Source organism: Globicatella sp. HMSC072A10 (genome assembly GCF_001811625.1).
Classification (GTDB): Bacteria; Bacillota; Bacilli; order Lactobacillales; family Aerococcaceae; genus Globicatella; species Globicatella sanguinis.
Genome location: NZ_KV805627.1, coordinates 64,992 through 83,512, shown reverse-complemented (window position 1 = coordinate 83,512; position 18,521 = coordinate 64,992). Strand labels below are relative to the sequence as shown.

17 protein-coding genes are annotated in these 18,521 nt (G+C 30.6%); 3 read left to right on the top strand and 14 right to left on the bottom strand.

The window, feature by feature from the left end; all coding sequences use genetic code 11:
• Positions 1-122: 122 nt before the first annotated feature.
• The 8 genes from HMPREF2811_RS01315 to HMPREF2811_RS01280 all read right to left on the bottom strand — a co-directional run bounded on the left by HMPREF2811_RS01315 (position 123) and on the right by HMPREF2811_RS01280 (position 12,788).
• Positions 123-3,125: a glycoside hydrolase family 2 gene (locus HMPREF2811_RS01315; RefSeq protein ID WP_071407765.1), complete on the bottom strand. Its 3,003-nt coding sequence runs from the start codon at positions 3,123-3,125 to the stop codon at positions 123-125.
• Positions 3,112-5,703, bottom strand: coding sequence for a sensor histidine kinase (locus HMPREF2811_RS01310; protein WP_071407764.1), 2,592 nt, complete (start codon positions 5,701-5,703; stop codon positions 3,112-3,114). The genes HMPREF2811_RS01315 and HMPREF2811_RS01310 overlap by 14 nt, the downstream gene beginning before the upstream one ends.
• Entirely contained in the window at positions 5,690-6,481 is a 792-nt protein-coding gene (locus HMPREF2811_RS01305) for a response regulator transcription factor (RefSeq protein WP_071407763.1), read from the bottom strand. The genes HMPREF2811_RS01310 and HMPREF2811_RS01305 overlap by 14 nt, the downstream gene beginning before the upstream one ends.
• 623 nt (positions 6,482-7,104) lie before the next feature.
• On the bottom strand, positions 7,105-8,559 hold the full coding sequence (locus HMPREF2811_RS01300; protein WP_071407762.1) for a sialidase family protein: 1,455 nt from the start codon (positions 8,557-8,559) through the stop codon (positions 7,105-7,107).
• Positions 8,556-9,188: a YesL family protein gene (locus HMPREF2811_RS01295; RefSeq protein ID WP_066124606.1), complete on the bottom strand. Its 633-nt coding sequence runs from the start codon at positions 9,186-9,188 to the stop codon at positions 8,556-8,558. The genes HMPREF2811_RS01300 and HMPREF2811_RS01295 overlap by 4 nt, the downstream gene beginning before the upstream one ends.
• 63 nt (positions 9,189-9,251) lie before the next feature.
• The gene (locus HMPREF2811_RS01290) at positions 9,252-10,934 is read right to left on the bottom strand and encodes a type 2 periplasmic-binding domain-containing protein (RefSeq protein WP_071407761.1); all 1,683 of its coding nucleotides are present in this window, start codon (positions 10,932-10,934) and stop codon (positions 9,252-9,254) included.
• An 18-nt stretch (positions 10,935-10,952) separates the two neighbouring features.
• Entirely contained in the window at positions 10,953-11,828 is an 876-nt protein-coding gene (locus tag HMPREF2811_RS01285) for a carbohydrate ABC transporter permease (protein WP_071407760.1), read from the bottom strand.
• Between the two features lie 15 nt (positions 11,829-11,843).
• Positions 11,844-12,788 carry an ABC transporter permease gene (locus HMPREF2811_RS01280; protein ID WP_071407769.1) on the bottom strand — a complete coding sequence of 315 codons (945 nt, stop codon included), beginning with the start codon at positions 12,786-12,788 and terminating at the stop codon, positions 11,844-11,846.
• A 296-nt stretch (positions 12,789-13,084) separates the two neighbouring features.
• On the opposite strand from HMPREF2811_RS01280, the gene HMPREF2811_RS01275 reads away from it, so the two are divergent.
• The 3 genes from HMPREF2811_RS01275 to HMPREF2811_RS01265 are packed head-to-tail and all read left to right on the top strand — an operon-like array spanning position 13,085 to position 15,603.
• Positions 13,085-13,978 (top strand): ROK family protein, encoded by an 894-nt coding sequence (locus HMPREF2811_RS01275; RefSeq protein ID WP_084801812.1) that lies wholly within the window; start codon positions 13,085-13,087, stop codon positions 13,976-13,978.
• 17 nt (positions 13,979-13,995) lie between these two features.
• Positions 13,996-14,679, top strand: coding sequence for an N-acetylmannosamine-6-phosphate 2-epimerase (locus tag HMPREF2811_RS01270; protein ID WP_071407759.1), 684 nt, complete (start codon positions 13,996-13,998; stop codon positions 14,677-14,679).
• Between the two features lie 12 nt (positions 14,680-14,691).
• Positions 14,692-15,603: a dihydrodipicolinate synthase family protein gene (locus HMPREF2811_RS01265; protein WP_071407758.1), complete on the top strand. Its 912-nt coding sequence runs from the start codon at positions 14,692-14,694 to the stop codon at positions 15,601-15,603.
• A 401-nt stretch (positions 15,604-16,004) separates the two neighbouring features.
• Here HMPREF2811_RS01265 and HMPREF2811_RS11680 read toward each other — a convergent pair whose 3' ends face one another.
• From HMPREF2811_RS11680 to HMPREF2811_RS01235, 6 genes are all read right to left on the bottom strand, one after another.
• Complete coding sequence (locus HMPREF2811_RS11680) at positions 16,005-16,637, bottom strand: CHAP domain-containing protein (RefSeq protein WP_066124590.1); 633 nt, start codon at positions 16,635-16,637, stop codon at positions 16,005-16,007.
• A complete protein-coding gene (locus HMPREF2811_RS01255) occupies positions 16,612-16,848 on the bottom strand; it encodes a phage holin (protein ID WP_066124588.1) in 237 nt (78 codons plus the stop codon). The genes HMPREF2811_RS11680 and HMPREF2811_RS01255 overlap by 26 nt, the downstream gene beginning before the upstream one ends.
• Positions 16,838-17,080, bottom strand: coding sequence for a hypothetical protein (locus HMPREF2811_RS01250; RefSeq protein ID WP_066124586.1), 243 nt, complete (start codon positions 17,078-17,080; stop codon positions 16,838-16,840). Before HMPREF2811_RS01250 ends, HMPREF2811_RS01255 begins: the two co-directional genes overlap by 11 nt.
• Positions 17,081-17,107: 27 nt before the next feature.
• Positions 17,108-17,359 carry a DUF2922 domain-containing protein gene (locus HMPREF2811_RS01245; protein WP_066124583.1) on the bottom strand — a complete coding sequence of 84 codons (252 nt, stop codon included), beginning with the start codon at positions 17,357-17,359 and terminating at the stop codon, positions 17,108-17,110.
• A 13-nt stretch (positions 17,360-17,372) separates the two neighbouring features.
• Positions 17,373-17,573 carry a DUF1659 domain-containing protein gene (locus HMPREF2811_RS01240; RefSeq protein WP_066124581.1) on the bottom strand — a complete coding sequence of 67 codons (201 nt, stop codon included), beginning with the start codon at positions 17,571-17,573 and terminating at the stop codon, positions 17,373-17,375.
• A gap of 466 nt (positions 17,574-18,039) precedes the next feature.
• Positions 18,040-18,519: an RNA polymerase sigma factor gene (locus HMPREF2811_RS01235; protein ID WP_071407757.1), complete on the bottom strand. Its 480-nt coding sequence runs from the start codon at positions 18,517-18,519 to the stop codon at positions 18,040-18,042.
• Positions 18,520-18,521 lie beyond the last annotated feature (2 nt).

The following is an 18,521-nucleotide window of genomic DNA, read 5'->3' as shown; positions in this document are numbered from 1 at the left end:
TTCTTGGTCCAACTTTAGGGGGTCAGTTCAAATCCAAGTGCTATATCTCATCATTTTTTAAAAATCAATCATATTATTTGTTTTTCACATATCCAACCAGATACTATTTATAAATTTCGTGTTTATGAAAATTTAAAGTTAAGTTCAAACGTAAAATGCTCCTCGTTTAAACGATATTTTTCAATTAATTCGGGACCACATGAATTACTTCCTAATCCACTTTGGGCATAATCAAGGTGTAAATAATTTTTGTCCTCAACCTTTAATAAATCTCGATGCATTATTTCTGTAAGTTGCTGTACAGAATACTGTGAATAATTAAATGATATAAGATTTTTTGAAGATACTTTAATTCTTTCTCGATTGAGGCCACTAAATACTTCAACACTTTTTACTCGATGTGCACCATTTTCTTGCGGTGTAACATAAGGTTCATATAAATCTGATATTTTCCCCTTGAAAGATGCATAATAACTTAAATTATTTTTATCTTGATAATTTTCATAAGGTCCATAACCAAGATATTCATATTGATCAATTGACTTTACTACTGGTATTACCATACCAAATCTCGGCAAATATGGGAATAAAGGATTTTTTTCAATATTTACATTTAATGAAAAAACAAAATCAGAAGTTATTATCCATTCAACATCTAATTTTAAAAAGTTCTGTCTTGAAACGGAGTTCATTGTTCCTGAAAAAGTAATGCTAATACCCTTTTCTTTTTTCTCTAATTTATATTCAACCATTCTTACTTGAGTATCATGATAATTAGCTGCTTGCCAATCCAATTTAATCTTCCGATCATTATCAGTTGGTGCTCTCCACACCGACCAGTAACTTTCTGAAGCTAGTAATTCATTGTTGTTAACAATAACCTCACTAATCAATCCATTCTTCTTACTAATTTTTACCATTTTATCTTCTTGTGAAAGGATAAATGACGATTTAGTTTCTTCAATTTTGATGTTTTGGTTAGTGATGACTTTTACTGGTTCAATGTCACTTTCAATTTCCGATAGAAATACTTGATCAAATCCAACTTTTTTTCTATCCTCAACTCTTAAATAAGAGAATACAATACTCTGTACATCATCATATAAATTAACAAACTCTTTATAATTAAAATTAACGAATTGTTTCGGTTTCATTGATGGTAAAGGTATTTCATTATCTACAATTTTATTCCCTTTTTTATCGTAAATTGAGATATTCATAAAATATAACTCACTGGCATCAACAAAAAATAGTTGATTTTCAAAAGTTACCTGTGCTTTACTTAAACTATGTTCAATAATTCTTATTGGACGATAAATTTGCTGATATTCAATTACTGCTGTATGTGGACGTCGATCTGGGTATACAAGACCATCCATACAAAAATTACCAAAATGTGGATATTCATTAAAATCTCCACCATACCTATATATTGCTTCTTCTTCTGGTGATTGTCGATTAATATTAACCGCATGATCTGCCCATTCCCAAACAAAAGCTCCAATAAAGGCCTTTTTATCCTTGAAATACTCATAATAATCATTCAAATCGCCTGGGCCATTCCCCATTGCATGACAATATTCGCAAAGCATAAATGGGCGGTCAATCGGATTATCTTTGTTAAAATATAATTGATCCATTTCTTCTAATGATGCGTACATCCGTGAGTAAACATCTACATAAGACAAATCATTTTTTCTACTCCGATCGCGATGCCAGTATCCTTCAAAATGAAGTGGTCTATCCGAATCTATTTCCCTTGCTCTTTTTGCTGCTTTTTCAAAATTTAATCCATAACTAGATTCATTTCCACCTGACCACATGAAGATCGAACAGAAATTGATAAAGGGAATCATACTAGCTTCCATGCGACGAACAAAAATATTCGTATAGGTAGGATCATTTACAAGCATTGGGTAATTATCATACCCACCTAGACCAACAAGCTCAACAACCCCATGACATTCCATGTCTGCTTCACTCATCACAAGAAAACCCATTTTATCACACAATTCGTAAAACTCTGGAGACTTTGGATAATGAGCTGTACGGATTGCATTAAAATTGTATAATTTCATCAGAGATAAGTCATTTTTTTGATTTTCAATTGAAACTACCGGCCCTGTTTCTGGATGTGTATCATGATGATTTACTCCTTGAAGAACTATTGGAGTACCATTCAATAATAATTCTACTCCATCAATTCTAACTTCTCTAATCCCAACCATTTGAACGATAACTTCTTTATCTGTTTTTAATACTAATTTATATAAAAAAGGCGTCTCCGGTGTCCATAATTTTGGATTTGAAAGTTCAATATTAAAGTTTTCAGAAAAATCATCTTCTGCAATAACTTCATTCTTCTCGTCTAATAATTGATAAGTACCAGAACTAAAATTTTCACTCGTTTGAATTTCAACATCAATATTGGCATTTTGATATTGATTGCTTAGATTCGTTTTAACTATAAAACTATTAATTCTATTCTTATCACGAGCCAATAAATAAACGTCTCTAAAAATACCGTTAAATCTAAATTTGTCTTGATCCTCAAAGTAAGTACTCGTGCTCCATTTTAAAACAAGGACAGATATATCATTTTTTCCGTCATTCAACAGATTAGTAATATCAAATTCTGTATTACTATGAGAGATAGTACTATATCCAACAAATTCATCATTAACCCAAACATAAAAAGCATTATCAACACCTTCAAAATTTAGATGATAATCTTTTGTATCATCAGTAGTAACAAAGAACTCTTTATGATATATAGCTCCTGGTAAATCATACGGCACGTAAGGAGGGTTATAAGGAATTGGATATTCAACATTTGTGTATTGTATTTGGTCATACCCTTCTAATTGCCAAACACTCGGTACGTTAGTTGTGCTAGTAATACGGTTATGGTATTTTTTTAGCCAAAGAGGAATTTCTAGTGTTCTTACATTTTCAATATACTGAAAATTCCAGGTGCCACAGAGATCAGTATAAAAACTAGATTTCCGTCTGTTAAGATTATCCATAAATGAATCATGTCTACTAAAAGGGATGAAATAATTACGATCATTCAATTGATTAATCTCAGTTATTTCATGATTTTCAAAATAATTAGGGATTAACATTATATACTCCTTTGTTATTAATTTTTATAGTAACAACTGTTCCTTGGCCTTTTTTACTTTTAATATCTAAATGGTAATTGTTTTGATAATAAAGGCTCAAACGGTCATTAACATTATAAATACCCGAACGATTATACTCTGAATTTTTTAATCCTTCTTGTAATTTTTTTAACTTTTCTTTTTCAATTCCATCTGCGTTATCTTTAATTTCAATCAATAAATACTGTGCTGATTCAATTATTATTATTTCGATGTTTATAAAATGGTTTGAGTTCTTTACACCATGATGAATACTATTTTCAATAATTGGCTGCAATAACATTTTTAGTATAGGCAATTGAGTATTATTAACTTTTACATTCCATTTTACTTCAAAATTATCAAATCTGACTTTCATTATTTCTATATAATGTTTTGAAAAGTTTATTTCTTCTTCCAACGTAATAATGTAATTCGAACGATTGGTAATAAATTGGAAAAATCTAGAAAGCGATACAATCATATTGACTGCTTTTTCATTTTCACCCGATTCAACTAAATAGATTAAATTTTCAAGTGTATTATATAAAAAATGAGGATTGACTTGATTTTGAATTGCAAGTAATTGAATTTCTTTTTTTTCAAATTGCGTTTCAATGACTTTTTTCTCTACTTCCAATTTTGCGTCAGATAGTTCATTGATTTCCTGTATTCTTTCCAAGAACTTGTTTTTTAGAATTTCAACTTCATCAATTTGAATATTACTAATCAATTTTAAATTGTAGTTTGGAAACTTTGCTTGTTCTTTGATAATTTTTTCAAATGGTATCATTAGCCGATTAGAAATTAGATAAGACACAACTAGTAATAATAAAATCATTATGATATATAAATATGAATTTCTCCAAAATAGATTTGATAGATTCTTTTTAAATATTTCATCTGAATAATCCACTTCATAATGAATGTTACTCTCTGTTAATTTTGAATAATAGGTTTTACTTTCACTTTCATTTTCGTTTGTAATGTACCATTTTTCTCTACCAAAAAGTAGAGATTCCTTAATAATATTATCAACCAAAGGTACTTTATTAAAAAAATGTTGGTCAACCGACAATACCATATATTCTAAATTTTTATTTTGGTATTTTGATAGTTGAAGCGGTAGGATTAGTGAAAACATCCGCTTATTATCATAATTAATGGTTCCGATTAAATATCTTGAACGCTCCTTTTCCTGTAGAAAATTATCGATTGTTATTTCAATTTTGTTCTGATTGCGTGTGGACATTAATAATTTTCCACTATTATCAATGATACTAATCATCACTCCTTCAAGTTCATCAAACTTGTTAACATCATCTTGAATTTGTAAATAATTCTCATTCCTTCTATAATTATTAAAATACTGGTTAGCTACTAAAACAGATAAAGTATTCTTTAAACGTATAATTTCATCATTAATTAGTTTACTTCTTTCTTCTATTCTTTCTATTTCACTTTGCTTTTCAACTTCTAAAATGTAGTAACTAGCTTGATAATAAAAAGTAAGTGAAATCAATAATGAAGGTACCAAAGTTGCAATGATTAAAAAAGCAAAAATTCTTTCTCTTAAACTATATTTATTATTAATATATAATTTGTTTAAATCTTTTCCATCGGTGATATATGCCTTTATCCATTCAACTAATGCGTCTAGTGGTTCCAGAAAACGAAATGATATTCTAATAACTATCATATAAGTAATACTAAAAACTAAGAAAATAATTAAGAAAATAAATAATTTCTGTTTTAAACTAAATAAAGCTAATAGATCTTGATGTTTATAAGATAAAAATACATTATATGGAAATACCTGGTGAGTAACGATTAACTCAGGATTTGTATTATCATAATTCGTTCCGGTAAAAACTTCTTTGTTATCAACTTTAATATTTACTCTTTCACTATTCAAAAGTGTTTCTTCTAAGTTTTTGGGGTTTAACGTAATGATTAACAATCCGATAAATTGATTATTTTGATCAAACATATTTGTAGCGAGAAGTAGTTTATTCTTTAGTCCTGTATAATTATCTATTTTAAAGTTAAATTTTTGTACTCCTCTAAAATTTAACTCATTAATAAATTGTTCTGCAGTCATTAAGTGGGATATTTCCCTTTGATTAGGTAAATTTGAATATCTAAATTTTTCAGAAAATGAATTCCCTCTAGCTGAAAATTGTCCAACATCAGAAAATATTATAACATCGTCAATTATTGTATTTTTAGATTGAACTAATAACAAATTTTCAAGAATCTTTTTGCTTGCCAAATAATCCTGAATTCCAGAGTTGTTCTTTTCTGATAAAGAATTTATCGATTCATGGATACTTGAGCTTGATGATGTGGTTTTAAGTAATGTCATGGCTCTATCCAATTTCCTCTGTACATGCGATGAATTATTTTGTAAATATGCTAATCCTACATTATGTTGCTGTTGTTTGTAATATTCATTGAAATTTTGTATGAATGAATAAATTGTTACTCCTGAAATTAACAAACACAAAAAAACTGATAATAATGTCAAATAACTTTTTAAATTTTTATTAAATATATTCATCACTATTCCCACTTTTTTTAAATTCTAATGGACTCATTCCCGTTATTGATTTAAAGACCTTATTAAAATAAGATGGACTTGAAAAACCTACTTTTAATGCTATTATTTTTAAACTATCATTTGAATACTTAAGAAGTTCTTTGGATTTTTCAATTCTAACTTCATTCACATAATTAGCAAAGCCAACTCCTGTCTCTTGGCTAAAAAGACTGCTAAAATACGATTCACTAATATACAGTTCAGAACAAATATGCTTTAAAGAGATTGGTTTAGCGTAATGTTCATTAACATAATTTTTAGCGAAATAAATGTATTGATTTAAATCTTTGGATTGTGTATTCTCTGTATTTTTTGTGCCAATAGTTTTATCTTCTAAATCTTTATTTTCTATTAATGGATCCGTTTTTTGTAAGTATGAATAAATTTTAGTCATAAGTTGTATAAATTCTTTTTTTAATATTGGTTTTAGCAAATATCCCTTTACATTATATTCTATAGCTTTCTGGGCATAGGTAAATTCATTATATGCACTCACTAGTATAGTAGTGATATTTGGAAAACGAAGATGAATTTCCTTAGCTAATTCCAATCCATCCATTTCAGGCATTTTTATATCTGTAAAAATTAAATGTGGATGATATTTTTCAATCAACTTGATAGCTTCAATTCCATTTTCTGCTTCACCAACAATTTCTACTTGAAATTCCTCCCATGGAAAATGAGAAACTAGTCTTTGTCTAATATTTTTTTCGTCCTCTACTACAATACACTTATACACAATGAACACCTCTAATACTATTTATTATAAGTTAATGTATTCTGAAGAATTCAACCTTAAAATAATCATATTTGTTAAGTTTTTTTGTAATAATTTTTAGTCAACTACATAATATAATGTAAACTTAAATAGCTATGCTTAACTTGTGTCTATATTTTATATATATTAACCATTATTTATAGTATTCATACACATTTTTCAAATTAAATCGCAATTAATCTTAGCTAAAAATTCTAATCACACTTGATTATTTAAATAAAAAAACGGACATATACTTTCAAAAAACAATGACTGTCACTGCTATTTATAGGTTGAAAAATTGTTCAATCATTCGAACTTATTGTTTAAGCAAAATATTTCAAAGTTTAAAAATATAATTTTTACAAATCTATTTTAATTACTTAGTAATCATTAATTGACTTTAATGATCAAAAAATGAAAAGGCTTAAATATATAATATTATCATAATCCAAAACTCTACTCATTTCAATTTCTAGTATATCTGTCGTCTTAATCGTTACCTAAAGTTTCAATAAAACTTCATTAACAAAAAAGTTTATTATACTCTTCATATTTGAACTTAAATCAAACTATTTTTATAATAATAAATTCGTCTTGAATTATTAATTTTTAGTCTGTTCATCCAGTAATATTTCTAATTCACTCCAATTAAATTTATTAAATAACAAACAATATTCATTATATTCTTGGCTTGAGTATTCATAAAGCACACCAAATGTTTTATCATTTAACATCTGCATTGAATTATATGCAAATTTACCTTCTTGTATTAAAATTTTATTTAACCATTTTAGATTTCCTTCTTCTGTTACTTCTAAAATATGAACGTGCCCATTATTTCTCTCCGGACCAGTGGCATTAGTAAGTAAAACATATTCTTTTCCATCCTGAATGGTATGAATAGCAGATAATTGTACATAAACATCTACAATTTCTTTAATAGAGCTTATTTCTTCATGCCATGTTTCACCACCATCAAAACTTGTAGCCACTTGAACATTTCCGGTCAAATTTCTCATAAACAATTTTACTTGTCCATTATTTAATTGCACAGCTACCGCTTCCGTATTCTGTAATAGTCTATTATCAAAGGTTTTAGAATCGATGGTAGTTGATAACTCTGGGACATATCGATTATCATTTACTGAAAGTCCACTATTCCAAGTTTTACCATGATCATCAGAATATATAACTCGACTAGTTTGACTACCATCTAGCGTTGTTAAAGAATTGGTTGAATACATTGGAATGATTAATCTACCTTTTTTTTCACCTGTATGTAGTGCTATTCCATTTCCTGGTCCGACACCGTAGAAAACCATCCAAGGTAATTTAATCTGTGGCGTAATATCTTCAGGGCAAGACCAAGTTTTACCATCATCATCACTATAAGATAGCCAAACGAACATATTTTTTGCAATTCTTAAAGGATTCATAGGATCTCTAAAATATACATTACCTATTAATTCCTCCGAATTATAGAGATTACCTAAGTTATTATAAGGTGCTTGTTTTGATTCTGTTATAACACGGTAAGCTGTTACATTCCCCTCATTATCATAAATGATTCCATTCTCTCGAATGGTCCCAAAAACTTTTGACTCTTCATTATTTTCATAAACAATTAGATAATCTTTTCCGTTAATCTCTTGGTAGGCTTTTTCAAAATTATCTTCAAAAATACCAAAGCAACCACGTTGTTCTGTAAACATATCAAATATCGAAAAGATTCTTTGTGTTTTAGGATCTTGTACCAAGCACATATCAATATTAAAAGCCGAACCATAATCTGGATGTGTACTGTTAGGATTTGTGGGTAAATCACATATTTTTATAATTTCACTCCAGGTTTCCCCTTCATCCTCACTTCTTTTAATCACCATATCTATGTTTCCCCAATCAAAATGATGATCATACCTCTGGTCTGCACCTGCTATAACCGTGCCAGACAATGTTGTTAACAAAGCTGGAATACGATAACAGTATACATCCTCAGTTTTATTTTTTTGACCATGTTTACCACTCTCAAAAATTATTTTCGGTTTATTTTTAATCATTTATTTATCCACCTCTTATTTTGTACTTGTGTAACGACATTTATTGCATGAAATATTATTTTAGAAATCAAAAATAAAAAAAGAGAAACTTGAATAAAAGGGAAATATAATGGAAACCTAACTACTGTCCAACTTGAAATTAAAATCATAAATATCAATAATAAAGTATGAATCGGACAAGTAATCATAAACACTAAACTATGTTTTAAAATCATTTTAAAAGAAAAATCAAAATGAATATAAACGATTAATATATATAAATTTAAAATTATGAAAAATATAAATATTCCATAAGTCAACCAAATATACGGACCTTTTATGACATTATCAAGATTATCAAGCGTTTGAATATATAAAAATCCTAAATAAATACAACCTAATAAAAATAAACCATAAAGATTATTTTTTATAAAGTTCTGTTTATAATATTTCCAATAATTAAAAAATGAATTTGATGAATCTTTTTTTAAATGACGATCTCTCAAAAGATTTGTTACTGCAATTGTTGAAGGAATGAAACCAAATATTCCAAGTCCTAAAACAAAACCAAGTATCCAATAAAGATTTAAAACTATTAAGTCATAGATATTATTTATTATTTCTATCAATTTATTATTGATTTCCCTCATTAGTTTCACTCCTTAAAAAACTGGGGAGCGCAATAAATTACACTCCCACTAACACTCTTTATTCTATTCCGCTAGCAAATCACTCACTAATGGGGCTTTTTCTAGTTCATCTAGAATTTCTTGTCCACCGCTTGATAACCAAGTTTCAACATATGCATCCCATTCGCTTTCTAAGTCAACCGCACCGGAAATAACATTCATTCTGAATTCATTTTCAATAGTTTGCAGATTTGCATTATAAATGGCTTCAAGATCTGACAGGCCAGTTTCATCAAATAAATCCCATTTGTATGGTCTAATAAAATATTTTTCAATATTTTCAGGTTTGCCAAAGAACATATCATTTAATTCTAATGTTTTCTCAGCAGTTAACCAATAGTAGCGAACGCCTGGATATGAGCGATGGTTATATGCCCAGAATCCCATTTCTTTTTCTTCTAATGGATACTCATCTCTAACAACAAGCGTAGATTTACCTTCTTCTCCTACATAATCTGAATGCTCCCCTGGAATACCATAGGTTGTCCAAACTCCTTCAGGGTTAAAAGTCATAAAGTCGTAAATTTGTAAGTATCGAGCCAATTGCTCATCAGTTACATTTTTACTAATTTGCATTGTATCTTGTAATGCTGTAACAGGAGTAAATGCCTGTTGACCAGATTGTCCTTCATCACCTGTTTCAGGTAAAAGTGCTAAAAGTTTTGCATTCGGATCAGCATCAAGAATATTTTGAGGAGCTCTTCCTTTTGTCCAAGCTTCTTGAGCTAAATAAGTTTTCTGTGCAATCACATATCCAACTTTACCGGTTTGATATTTTTCCCATGTGGTTTTCTCCGGTAACGTTGTCCATTCAGGATCAATCAATCCTTTTTTATACCAATCTACCATACGACTTAAAAATTGTTTATATGGCTCTGATATCATTGTATCTTGAACTTTGCCATCTACTTCTAAGTTATAACTAGCAGCAACACCGTAAGAACCTAACAATGTCGTTGCCCAGTTCATGCTGTCATTTGCTGGTAAGATACCATAAGTATCGTCTTGCCCATTACCATCTGGATCTTGAGTAACGAAAGCTGTTAATATTTCTTCTAACTCATCTAATGTATATGAATGGTGTGAAAAATAGATTCTCTCGAAACCATCTTCATCTCCAATAGGCTGGATGTCTTCTGGTATGTCTAATCCCAATTTTTCCATCCAATCTAACCTTAATGTTGGAGCCCATAACAATGATTGAGCATGTGATTGTAATCCAATTAATGCAATATGTTCATTTTCATTATCTGGGGATTGAGTCATTTTCCATCCAATACCATTATTGGTTTCATTTAACATTTTTGCATAATTTGGTGCATACTTTTCTATCATTTCACGTGGAATTGAACGGGTTAACCCCTGATAATACAATTCTTTTGGTGTCATCCCACCGGTTGTGAATGAAAATGTATCTGGCAATTCTCCAGAAGCTATCATGATAGAAACTTCATTTGCATCCCATGTGTTTATTTTAGTATTTTCAATTTGAACATTAAATTGTTCTTCTAGTCTTTTTTGAACCCAATTGTCATCTTGTACTTCTCCCTTAGTAAATGAACCAGACAATTTTAAATTAACAACATCTTTAAAATCACCAGGTTCAGGTAACTCTTGAGCACTAATACCTATACCAGGTAATAGTTGAGTACTTAAAATTGAACTAACAACTAAATTGACTGCCGTCTTTCTAAACTTTTTATTCATATTATTTTCCTCCTAAAATTATCCTTTTACAGCACCTAATTGTAAACCTTGAATAAAATATTTTTGTGCGAATGGATACAATAGAACAATCGGTCCTATTGATACTACAACGGTTGCTGCCCGTACATTCGCTAACAATAATTCAGATGCATTTGCACCAGTTGATGCAATTTGTGTGTCCATTCTTGAAGCATCAACGTTCATCAACATTTTTCTCACAACTGTTTGTAGAACATCAAGATTTTGATCTTGAATATAAATTTGAGCCATAAACCACTCGTTCCAATGATAAACTGCAGCCCATAATGCTATAGTCACAATAATCGGTTTAGATAATGGTAAAATTATTTTTAATAGAATTTGAAAAGGTGAAGCACCATCCATAATTGCAGATTCCTCAATTGAAGGACTAATACTTAAAAAGAAGTTTCTGACAATTATAACATAGGTTACGTTTAATGCATTAGGTAAAACCAATGCCCATACAGAGTTTAATAGGCCTAAGTTTTTAACTAATAAATATGATGGAATCATTCCACCTGATACAAACATTGCGATAACAAAAATTGTAATAAAAAATCCTCTAAAAGGTAAATCTTTCCTTGAAAGTGGATAGGCTGCCAATACAGTGACTGATACAATCATCAATGTTCCAACAATAGTTCTCAATATCGTATTGAAATAAGCTCTACCAATATTTCCAAATCCAAAAATAAATTTATAAGCTTCCAGAGACCATTTTTCAGGCCACATCGAAATTTGTAAAGTTCTCATTTCTGAAGCTGAACTAAAAGATAAGACGATTTGATTCCAAACAGGATACAAAATTGTCAAACAGAAAAAGGAAATAAGAATAATTATTATCCAATCAAACAGATTTGTTTTCTTCTTCATTCTTTATACTCCTTTCTATATTACATTTTGGCCAGTCGTTTTTTTAACAATCAAGTTCGAGGTTAAAATTAAAACTAACCCAACTAAATTTTTAACTAACCCAACAGCGGTTGAATAGTCGAAACTAAAATTTTCTAAACCTATTCGATAAACATATGTATCAATAATATCTGCAACGGCATAAACTGATGGATTATATAGGTTTAAAACCTGATCAAATCCAGCATTCAATACCTGACCTAATCTTAAAATTAACATAACAAGTATTATAGGCATAATACTTGGTATCGTGACATGCCACATTTTCTGAAGTCTCGATGCTCCATCCAACTCAGCAGCTTCGTAAATCGATAAATCAACCCCAGTAATAGCTGCTAAATAAATGATTGACTCATACCCGATACTTTTCCATATTTCTGATATTATTAATACTGGTATAAATGTATTTTTATTGGCTAAGAAATGAACTGGATTCATTCCAAACATTTTTAATACTGAATTAATTAATCCTCTATCAGGAGAAAGAATTTCTATTAACATCGCTGCAGCAATTACCCAAGATAAAAAATAAGGTAAGTATGAAATAGTTTGTGCAAGTTTTTTAAATTTTTGAAATCTTATTTCATTCAGTGCCAGAGCAAGAATTATAGGAGCTGGAAATCCTATTAAAAGTTTTAAAAAACTAATATTTAATGTATTTTTTAAAGCTCGAATAAATAAAGTATCTTTCATCATACGTTTAAAGTGTCCAAATTGATTCCATGGACTATCCCATATACCCAGACCAGGTGAATAACGTTTAAAAGCAATTGATACCCCATACATTGGACCATAACTAAATACCAACAGGAATATCAACGGAATCATCAACATCACTAAAAATGGCCAATTTTTTTTCAGTTTCTTTTTTAAATTTCCCATTCCCCTTTTTTTATTATTATTTATATGTGTTATTTCCATCACTCATCCACCTCCATATATTGGTTGCGCTACCATTAACTTAAGTGTAAACGATTTATCTGGCTGTGTGTTGTAATATTTTTAGGTTTAATAATAATATTTTATGGCTTTTGGTAAAAAACAGACTATTTCTGTATTTAATTACCTAACTCTAAAGCTAATTTTTTATTAAAAAATATTGATTTATCAATGTTTTTCAATTGAAAACAAAATAATTTACTTCTTTTTTTCCAAAAATGGCATTATTGATAATATAATTTCTAGTGATAAAATGAAAACGTAAACAACAAAGGAGGTTGATTATTATTAAGGTACTTTGCATTGATATTGGTGGAACATTTATAAAATATGGAATTTTTTCAATCAGTGGTGATACTTATGAACCAATAAAAAAGGTAAAAACAGAAGTCTCAATTAATGACAATCATATTTTAAAACAAGTTACCTCGATTTGTAAGAAAGTTATTCAAGAGCATCCGACAATATCTGGAATCGCAATAGCTTCAGCTGGTGTGGTAAATCCTGATTCAGGTGTAATAGAATACGCTGGTTATACAATACCAAAATATCAAGGAACGCAATTCAAGAAAATAATTGAGAACGAATTGAATATTCCTTGCACAATACTGAATGATGTGAACGCCGCTCTACTTGGAGAGTACTGGAAATACCATCAAGATGATAATAAAAATAATTTGGTTTGTCTTACATTAGGAACAGGGATAGGTGCTGCTATAATGATCAATGGCAAATTATATCAAGGTCATTCTTATACAGCGGGAGAAATCGGATATTTACCTATTGACGGACATTATTTTCAAGACATAGCATCAGCAAGTTTTTTAACAGAAAATGCCACTATTGCATTACGGCGTGATATTAATGGAGAAGAATTCTTCAAATTATTAATTTCAGGCAACCCAGCAATAAGAAAAATATATGATAAATTCATTAAAAATTTAGCTCAAGGATTATTAATAATTCAATATTTATTAAATCCTGATTTAATCATTCTTGGAGGTGGAATATTAGCTCAAGACAAACTGATAATACCGGATGTTGTTGCTGAAATGTCTAATATTTCAGTGCATAATCATTTTATTCAAAGTGAAATTATTCCCGCAAAATTAGGTAATGAAGCTGGATTACTGGGTGCATTATATTATTTTAAAACAGAAAATAATTTGTAAAATAGAAAGGATGTATTATGAATATCATTGAATCATTAAAAGGTGGTTTAATTGTTTCTTGTCAAGCTTTACCGGGAGAACCATTATATCGTGAAGAAGGTGGGATCATGGTTCTTATGGCAAAAGCAGCATTAGAAGCAGGTGCAATCGCTATTAGGACAGAAGGAATAAAAGACATAAAGCAAATTAAGGAAGAATTAAATGTACCTGTTATAGGCTTAATAAAAAAAGAATACCCAAATTATGAACCATACATAACAGTTACTATGGCCGAAATAGATGCATTGGTTGAAGCAAAATGTGATATCATTGCAATGGATGCTACTTTTTCAAAAAGAGCTGACGGTTCAATCAATAATTTTGTAAAAAATATTAAAGAAAAATACCCTAATCAACTTCTTATGGCAGACATTTCAACTTTAGAAGAAGGTTTAAATGCTGAAAAAATAGGTTTTGATTTAATAGGAACAACTATGAGTGGCTATACTACTGGAACTTCTGATAAGAAAAATGGACCAGATTTTCAATTGATGAAAGAATTAGTTGAAAATACTCGTACACCAATTGTCGCAGAGGGACGAATTCATACTCCTAAAGATTTGGAGATGGCTTTTAACCAAGGAGTTTACACTGCGGTAGTAGGTGGAGCAATAACAAGACCACTTGAAATCACAAAAAAGTTTATTAATGTTATTAAATAAAAGGAGATAATAATGAAAAATTTAGAAAAATACAAAGGTATTATTCCAGCATTTTATGCTTGCTATGACGACAATGGCGATATTAGTCCCGAAAGAACACAAAAATTAGCGCAGTATTATTTAGATAAAGGTGTTAAAGGTTTGTATGTAGGGGGGTCCTCAGGTGAATGCATTTATCAAAATATAGAGGAAAGAAAGGTCATTCTTGAAAATGTAATGGAAGTGGTTGGAAATAAGATGACAATTATAGCACATGTTGCCGCTCCGTCTACCAGAGATAGTATAGAATTAGCTAAACATGCTGCTAATTTAGGAGTTGATGCCTTAGCCGCAATTCCGCCAATATATTTCACTTTACCTGAATATTCTATTGAAGAGTATTGGACTGAAATGATTCAAGCTGCTAAAATTGATTTCATCATTTATAATATACCTCAAACAACAGGTTATGCCTTAACATCAAATTTATTGAATAAAATGTTAGAAAATGAGAATGTTATCGGAGTTAAAAATTCTTCAATGCCAGTTCAGGATATTCTTACTTGGAAACTAAATTCTAAGAAAGATATAATAGTCTTCAATGGGCCTGATGAACAATTCGTAGGTGGCAGAATTATGGGTGCAGATGGTGGAATAGGAGGTACTTATGGTGTTATGCCAGAACTGTTTTTAGCAGCAGATAAAGCGATACAGAACAGTAATATATCGTTAGCTACTGAAATTCAATTTGAGATTACAAATATTATCTTTGAAATGGTGAAGGCTAAAGCCAATATATATGCCATTATGAAAAAAGTCCTAGAAAAAGATGGACTTCAACTCGGTGGTGTACGTTCTCCATTAACCAATGTAACTGATGAAGACCTTGTAATTGTGAATAACGTAAGTAACATGATCACTTCAGCAATTAATAAATATTGTTGATTTGCAAGTTCCTAAAATAGCTAAAATGATAGTTCTACTGACCTATCTAAATTTTAAGCAACGTATATTAACTTTTAATTGGGTTTTTTTAAAATACAAATAATTTATCTACTTAATAATTTTTAAAATTAAAATGTTGGACAATATTTAAACAATCTGCATATATAGTGAATGTTCCATACATGTTTTCGGGGCATTCACTATTATTCTTCTAATTCTCTTATGCTTTTTCTAATTGTATTAATACGTCTTTTCTCTATTATTTATTTTTAATTTAATACTGATATTAGGGTTGACTATCCAATATAGCTTATATACTATCTCATTAAAAGTATCACTGAATTATTAAAACCAAAAAAATCGCCATTACCAACTTGGTACAGCGATCCTTTCGTTACTATTCAATTCTTTAACCCTAAAAGTTTTTGATTCACCAGTTTTTGGACTACCACCGCATCGTACCCTGCTTGGGTAAGGCGTCTAACACGTTCACCGCCATTCCCCCATAACCCTCGGATAACTTCCAATGCTAGCTCTGAAACTGATTTTCCTGGTGCTTTGACCGTTGCTTCTTGATAAACGGGTCTAGCGTAACCAGCAATCCGCCAATCTTGTTTATGATAAGAAACCTTACGGACTTGGCGCAACGAATTTCCCTCAATTGTAATCACAAAATCATTACCTACTTGAATGACAAATCCTATATGATCACAAAAACCATTGCCATCCCAATCAAAAAAGATAATATCTCCCACTTGTGGACTTACTTTTCCTAACCAAATGCCTTTCTGGCGCATTATTTCACGATGACGGTTAACGCCACACTCACGTCCAATTTGACTGGACAAACCAATTTTATCAGCAATAAATGTTACGAACAAATCACACCAGTCATCACTATATTTGACCCGATAGCCTACTGGTAAAGGTTCGACTCGGTTATAAGCGTCAACCATCGCTTGATGTTTAGAAGAATGTTGAACCATCCCAATATATTGTTGTAATTCATTAAGCAAAGTTTGTTTGGACGGCATAATGTCCCCCTCCTTGATTGTGATAATTATTAGATGATAACTGTAATAAACTACCTAAAAATACTGCTAATAAATTAACCAGTGTTACCCACTTTTCGGTCATTGACCAATTAAATATCGGACCTAATCCCCCGATTAATACTGAAAATGCTGGTAAAAAGACCAATGCTACCCACTTTAAAAAATCATAAGATTGATTACTAAGCTGCATCCTGATTACCTCTTTTCTGAATTTGTTCTACTCGATTCAAGCGTTGCTCATGATGATCGTACAGTTTAATTAATTGCTTTTGAATTAAATGATGATGATTAATCTCAGACTGCAAAAAGTCTAAGCGACCAATTAATTGTTGAATGGCTGCGATTAAATTGTAGAGTTTCGTAATTAAGGTAATGACGGCGACTAATGCACTAGCTAAAGCACCTAATTCAATCAGACTCATTTCAATTCCTCCTTCCTTTACTTACCCTTAAACTGCCGGTTCGTTTTCCACATTGTAGATTTCATCTACAGTACGTTTAACATAACGAGCGCCGACATTGGTTACATAAGGATCTCCTGAGTCATCTACAAAGATATTGGCTTCGATTAAATCTTGAGCAGCTTTTTCAGTTGTCACACGGTCCAAACCTAAACTTGGTTCCGGAACACGTACTACTTTTGCTTTCCCTGCAGCATTTTTAATTTGTAATTCTAAATTTGTTGTTGTTACTTCTGCCATAATTTAATTCCTCCTAGTCAATTTCGTAATTTTCAGTTACGCTGGTTTTATTAAACGGTTCATCTACTAATGTTTCAATTGCACTACGAACTTTTATAATCTCTGCCTCTGGGGCATCATTCATCAAATTATTAAAATTCATTGTGCGTACTGCTTTTTTATCCTCACCTACTAGTTTCATTGATAATTTTCCACTTTTAAATGTCTTTGCCATAGGGGCAACCTCCTTAAAATTTTGTTGTAGTTCCGGACGCTACACCTAATAAGTACCCCGAAAGCGCATTTTTCGGACAAAAATACACATCAATGATGATTTATTGACTAGTGAATATTGAAATGACAAAGTTTTAACAGGTCCACAGAACCAAGTAAAAGTAACCCAACCTCCTCAATGTTAACTATAATACCCCTACGCTCTAACAGGTCGATGAGTCCCTGAACCCTTTTGTGCACACCTTTCTGTCATCGATTAATCAATCTTCTGCTCTAACGTTTATATTTCACTTTGTCGCTCATCAGACCTGAACTTTTCATATATCACACAGTCCTTCAATTTTTAATTTCAATTAGTAGCTCATCGAACCTAGACTTTTCATTTTCACCAAGCTAAACTTCTCGCTTCAACTTTTCATTTATCACACAATCACTCTTCTCGCTTCAACTTTTCATTTATCACATTGTCAATCTTCGCGCTTCAACTTTTCAATCAACCGATCGCGCCAACGACGAATGGTACGATATTCTCGGTGATAAATCTCGGCTAACTGAGTTAAATGATAGCCTTCATACAAATACTGTAAGAATTCCCGTTCTCGTGGTGTTAACGTATTGGGTAGAGACAAGACAAATTCTTTAAAGACTAAATTAGCATCTTCTTGGGTTTGATTCATTAAAAAGGTTTCCTCTACAGGCACCCATTGATGACGCTTTTGTTGGCGTAACAATTTAAACAGTCGCCAACGCATTGCGTGCCGTAAGTATGCTTCCATATTTTCTACTTGGTGTTGGGATGTTAACAAGCGTTTTAATTCCTCAAATAAATGAAGGCGTAATTCCTGAGCAAAATCTTCATAGTCATGACGGTTTGGATAAATCTGGTACTCTTTCAAAACATGATGGATCAACAATTCATATTCTTCCAATAAACACTCTATCTTCATCG

Bases quoted from the DNA above. Each gene is read 5' to 3' on its own strand.
- HMPREF2811_RS01315 (WP_071407765.1), bottom strand. From the start codon at position 3,125: ATGTTAATCCCTAATTATTTTGAAAATCATGAAATAACTGAGATTAAT.
- HMPREF2811_RS01310 (WP_071407764.1), bottom strand. From the start codon at position 5,703: ATGAATATATTTAATAAAAATTTAAAAAGTTATTTGACATTATTATCA.
- HMPREF2811_RS01300 (WP_071407762.1), bottom strand. From the start codon at position 8,559: ATGATTAAAAATAAACCGAAAATAATTTTTGAGAGTGGTAAACATGGT.
- HMPREF2811_RS01295 (WP_066124606.1), bottom strand. From the start codon at position 9,188: ATGAGGGAAATCAATAATAAATTGATAGAAATAATAAATAATATCTAT.
- HMPREF2811_RS01290 (WP_071407761.1), bottom strand. From the start codon at position 10,934: ATGAATAAAAAGTTTAGAAAGACGGCAGTCAATTTAGTTGTTAGTTCA.
- HMPREF2811_RS01285 (WP_071407760.1), bottom strand. From the start codon at position 11,828: ATGAAGAAGAAAACAAATCTGTTTGATTGGATAATAATTATTCTTATT.
- HMPREF2811_RS01280 (WP_071407769.1), bottom strand. From the start codon at position 12,788: ATGGAAATAACACATATAAATAATAATAAAAAAAGGGGAATGGGAAAT.
- HMPREF2811_RS01270 (WP_071407759.1), top strand. From the start codon at position 13,996: ATGAATATCATTGAATCATTAAAAGGTGGTTTAATTGTTTCTTGTCAA.
- HMPREF2811_RS01265 (WP_071407758.1), top strand. From the start codon at position 14,692: ATGAAAAATTTAGAAAAATACAAAGGTATTATTCCAGCATTTTATGCT.
- HMPREF2811_RS11680 (WP_066124590.1), bottom strand. From the start codon at position 16,637: ATGCCGTCCAAACAAACTTTGCTTAATGAATTACAACAATATATTGGG.
- HMPREF2811_RS01255 (WP_066124588.1), bottom strand. From the start codon at position 16,848: ATGCAGCTTAGTAATCAATCTTATGATTTTTTAAAGTGGGTAGCATTG.
- HMPREF2811_RS01250 (WP_066124586.1), bottom strand. From the start codon at position 17,080: ATGAGTCTGATTGAATTAGGTGCTTTAGCTAGTGCATTAGTCGCCGTC.
- HMPREF2811_RS01245 (WP_066124583.1), bottom strand. From the start codon at position 17,359: ATGGCAGAAGTAACAACAACAAATTTAGAATTACAAATTAAAAATGCT.
- HMPREF2811_RS01240 (WP_066124581.1), bottom strand. From the start codon at position 17,573: ATGGCAAAGACATTTAAAAGTGGAAAATTATCAATGAAACTAGTAGGT.
- HMPREF2811_RS01235 (WP_071407757.1), bottom strand. From the start codon at position 18,519: ATGAAGATAGAGTGTTTATTGGAAGAATATGAATTGTTGATCCATCAT.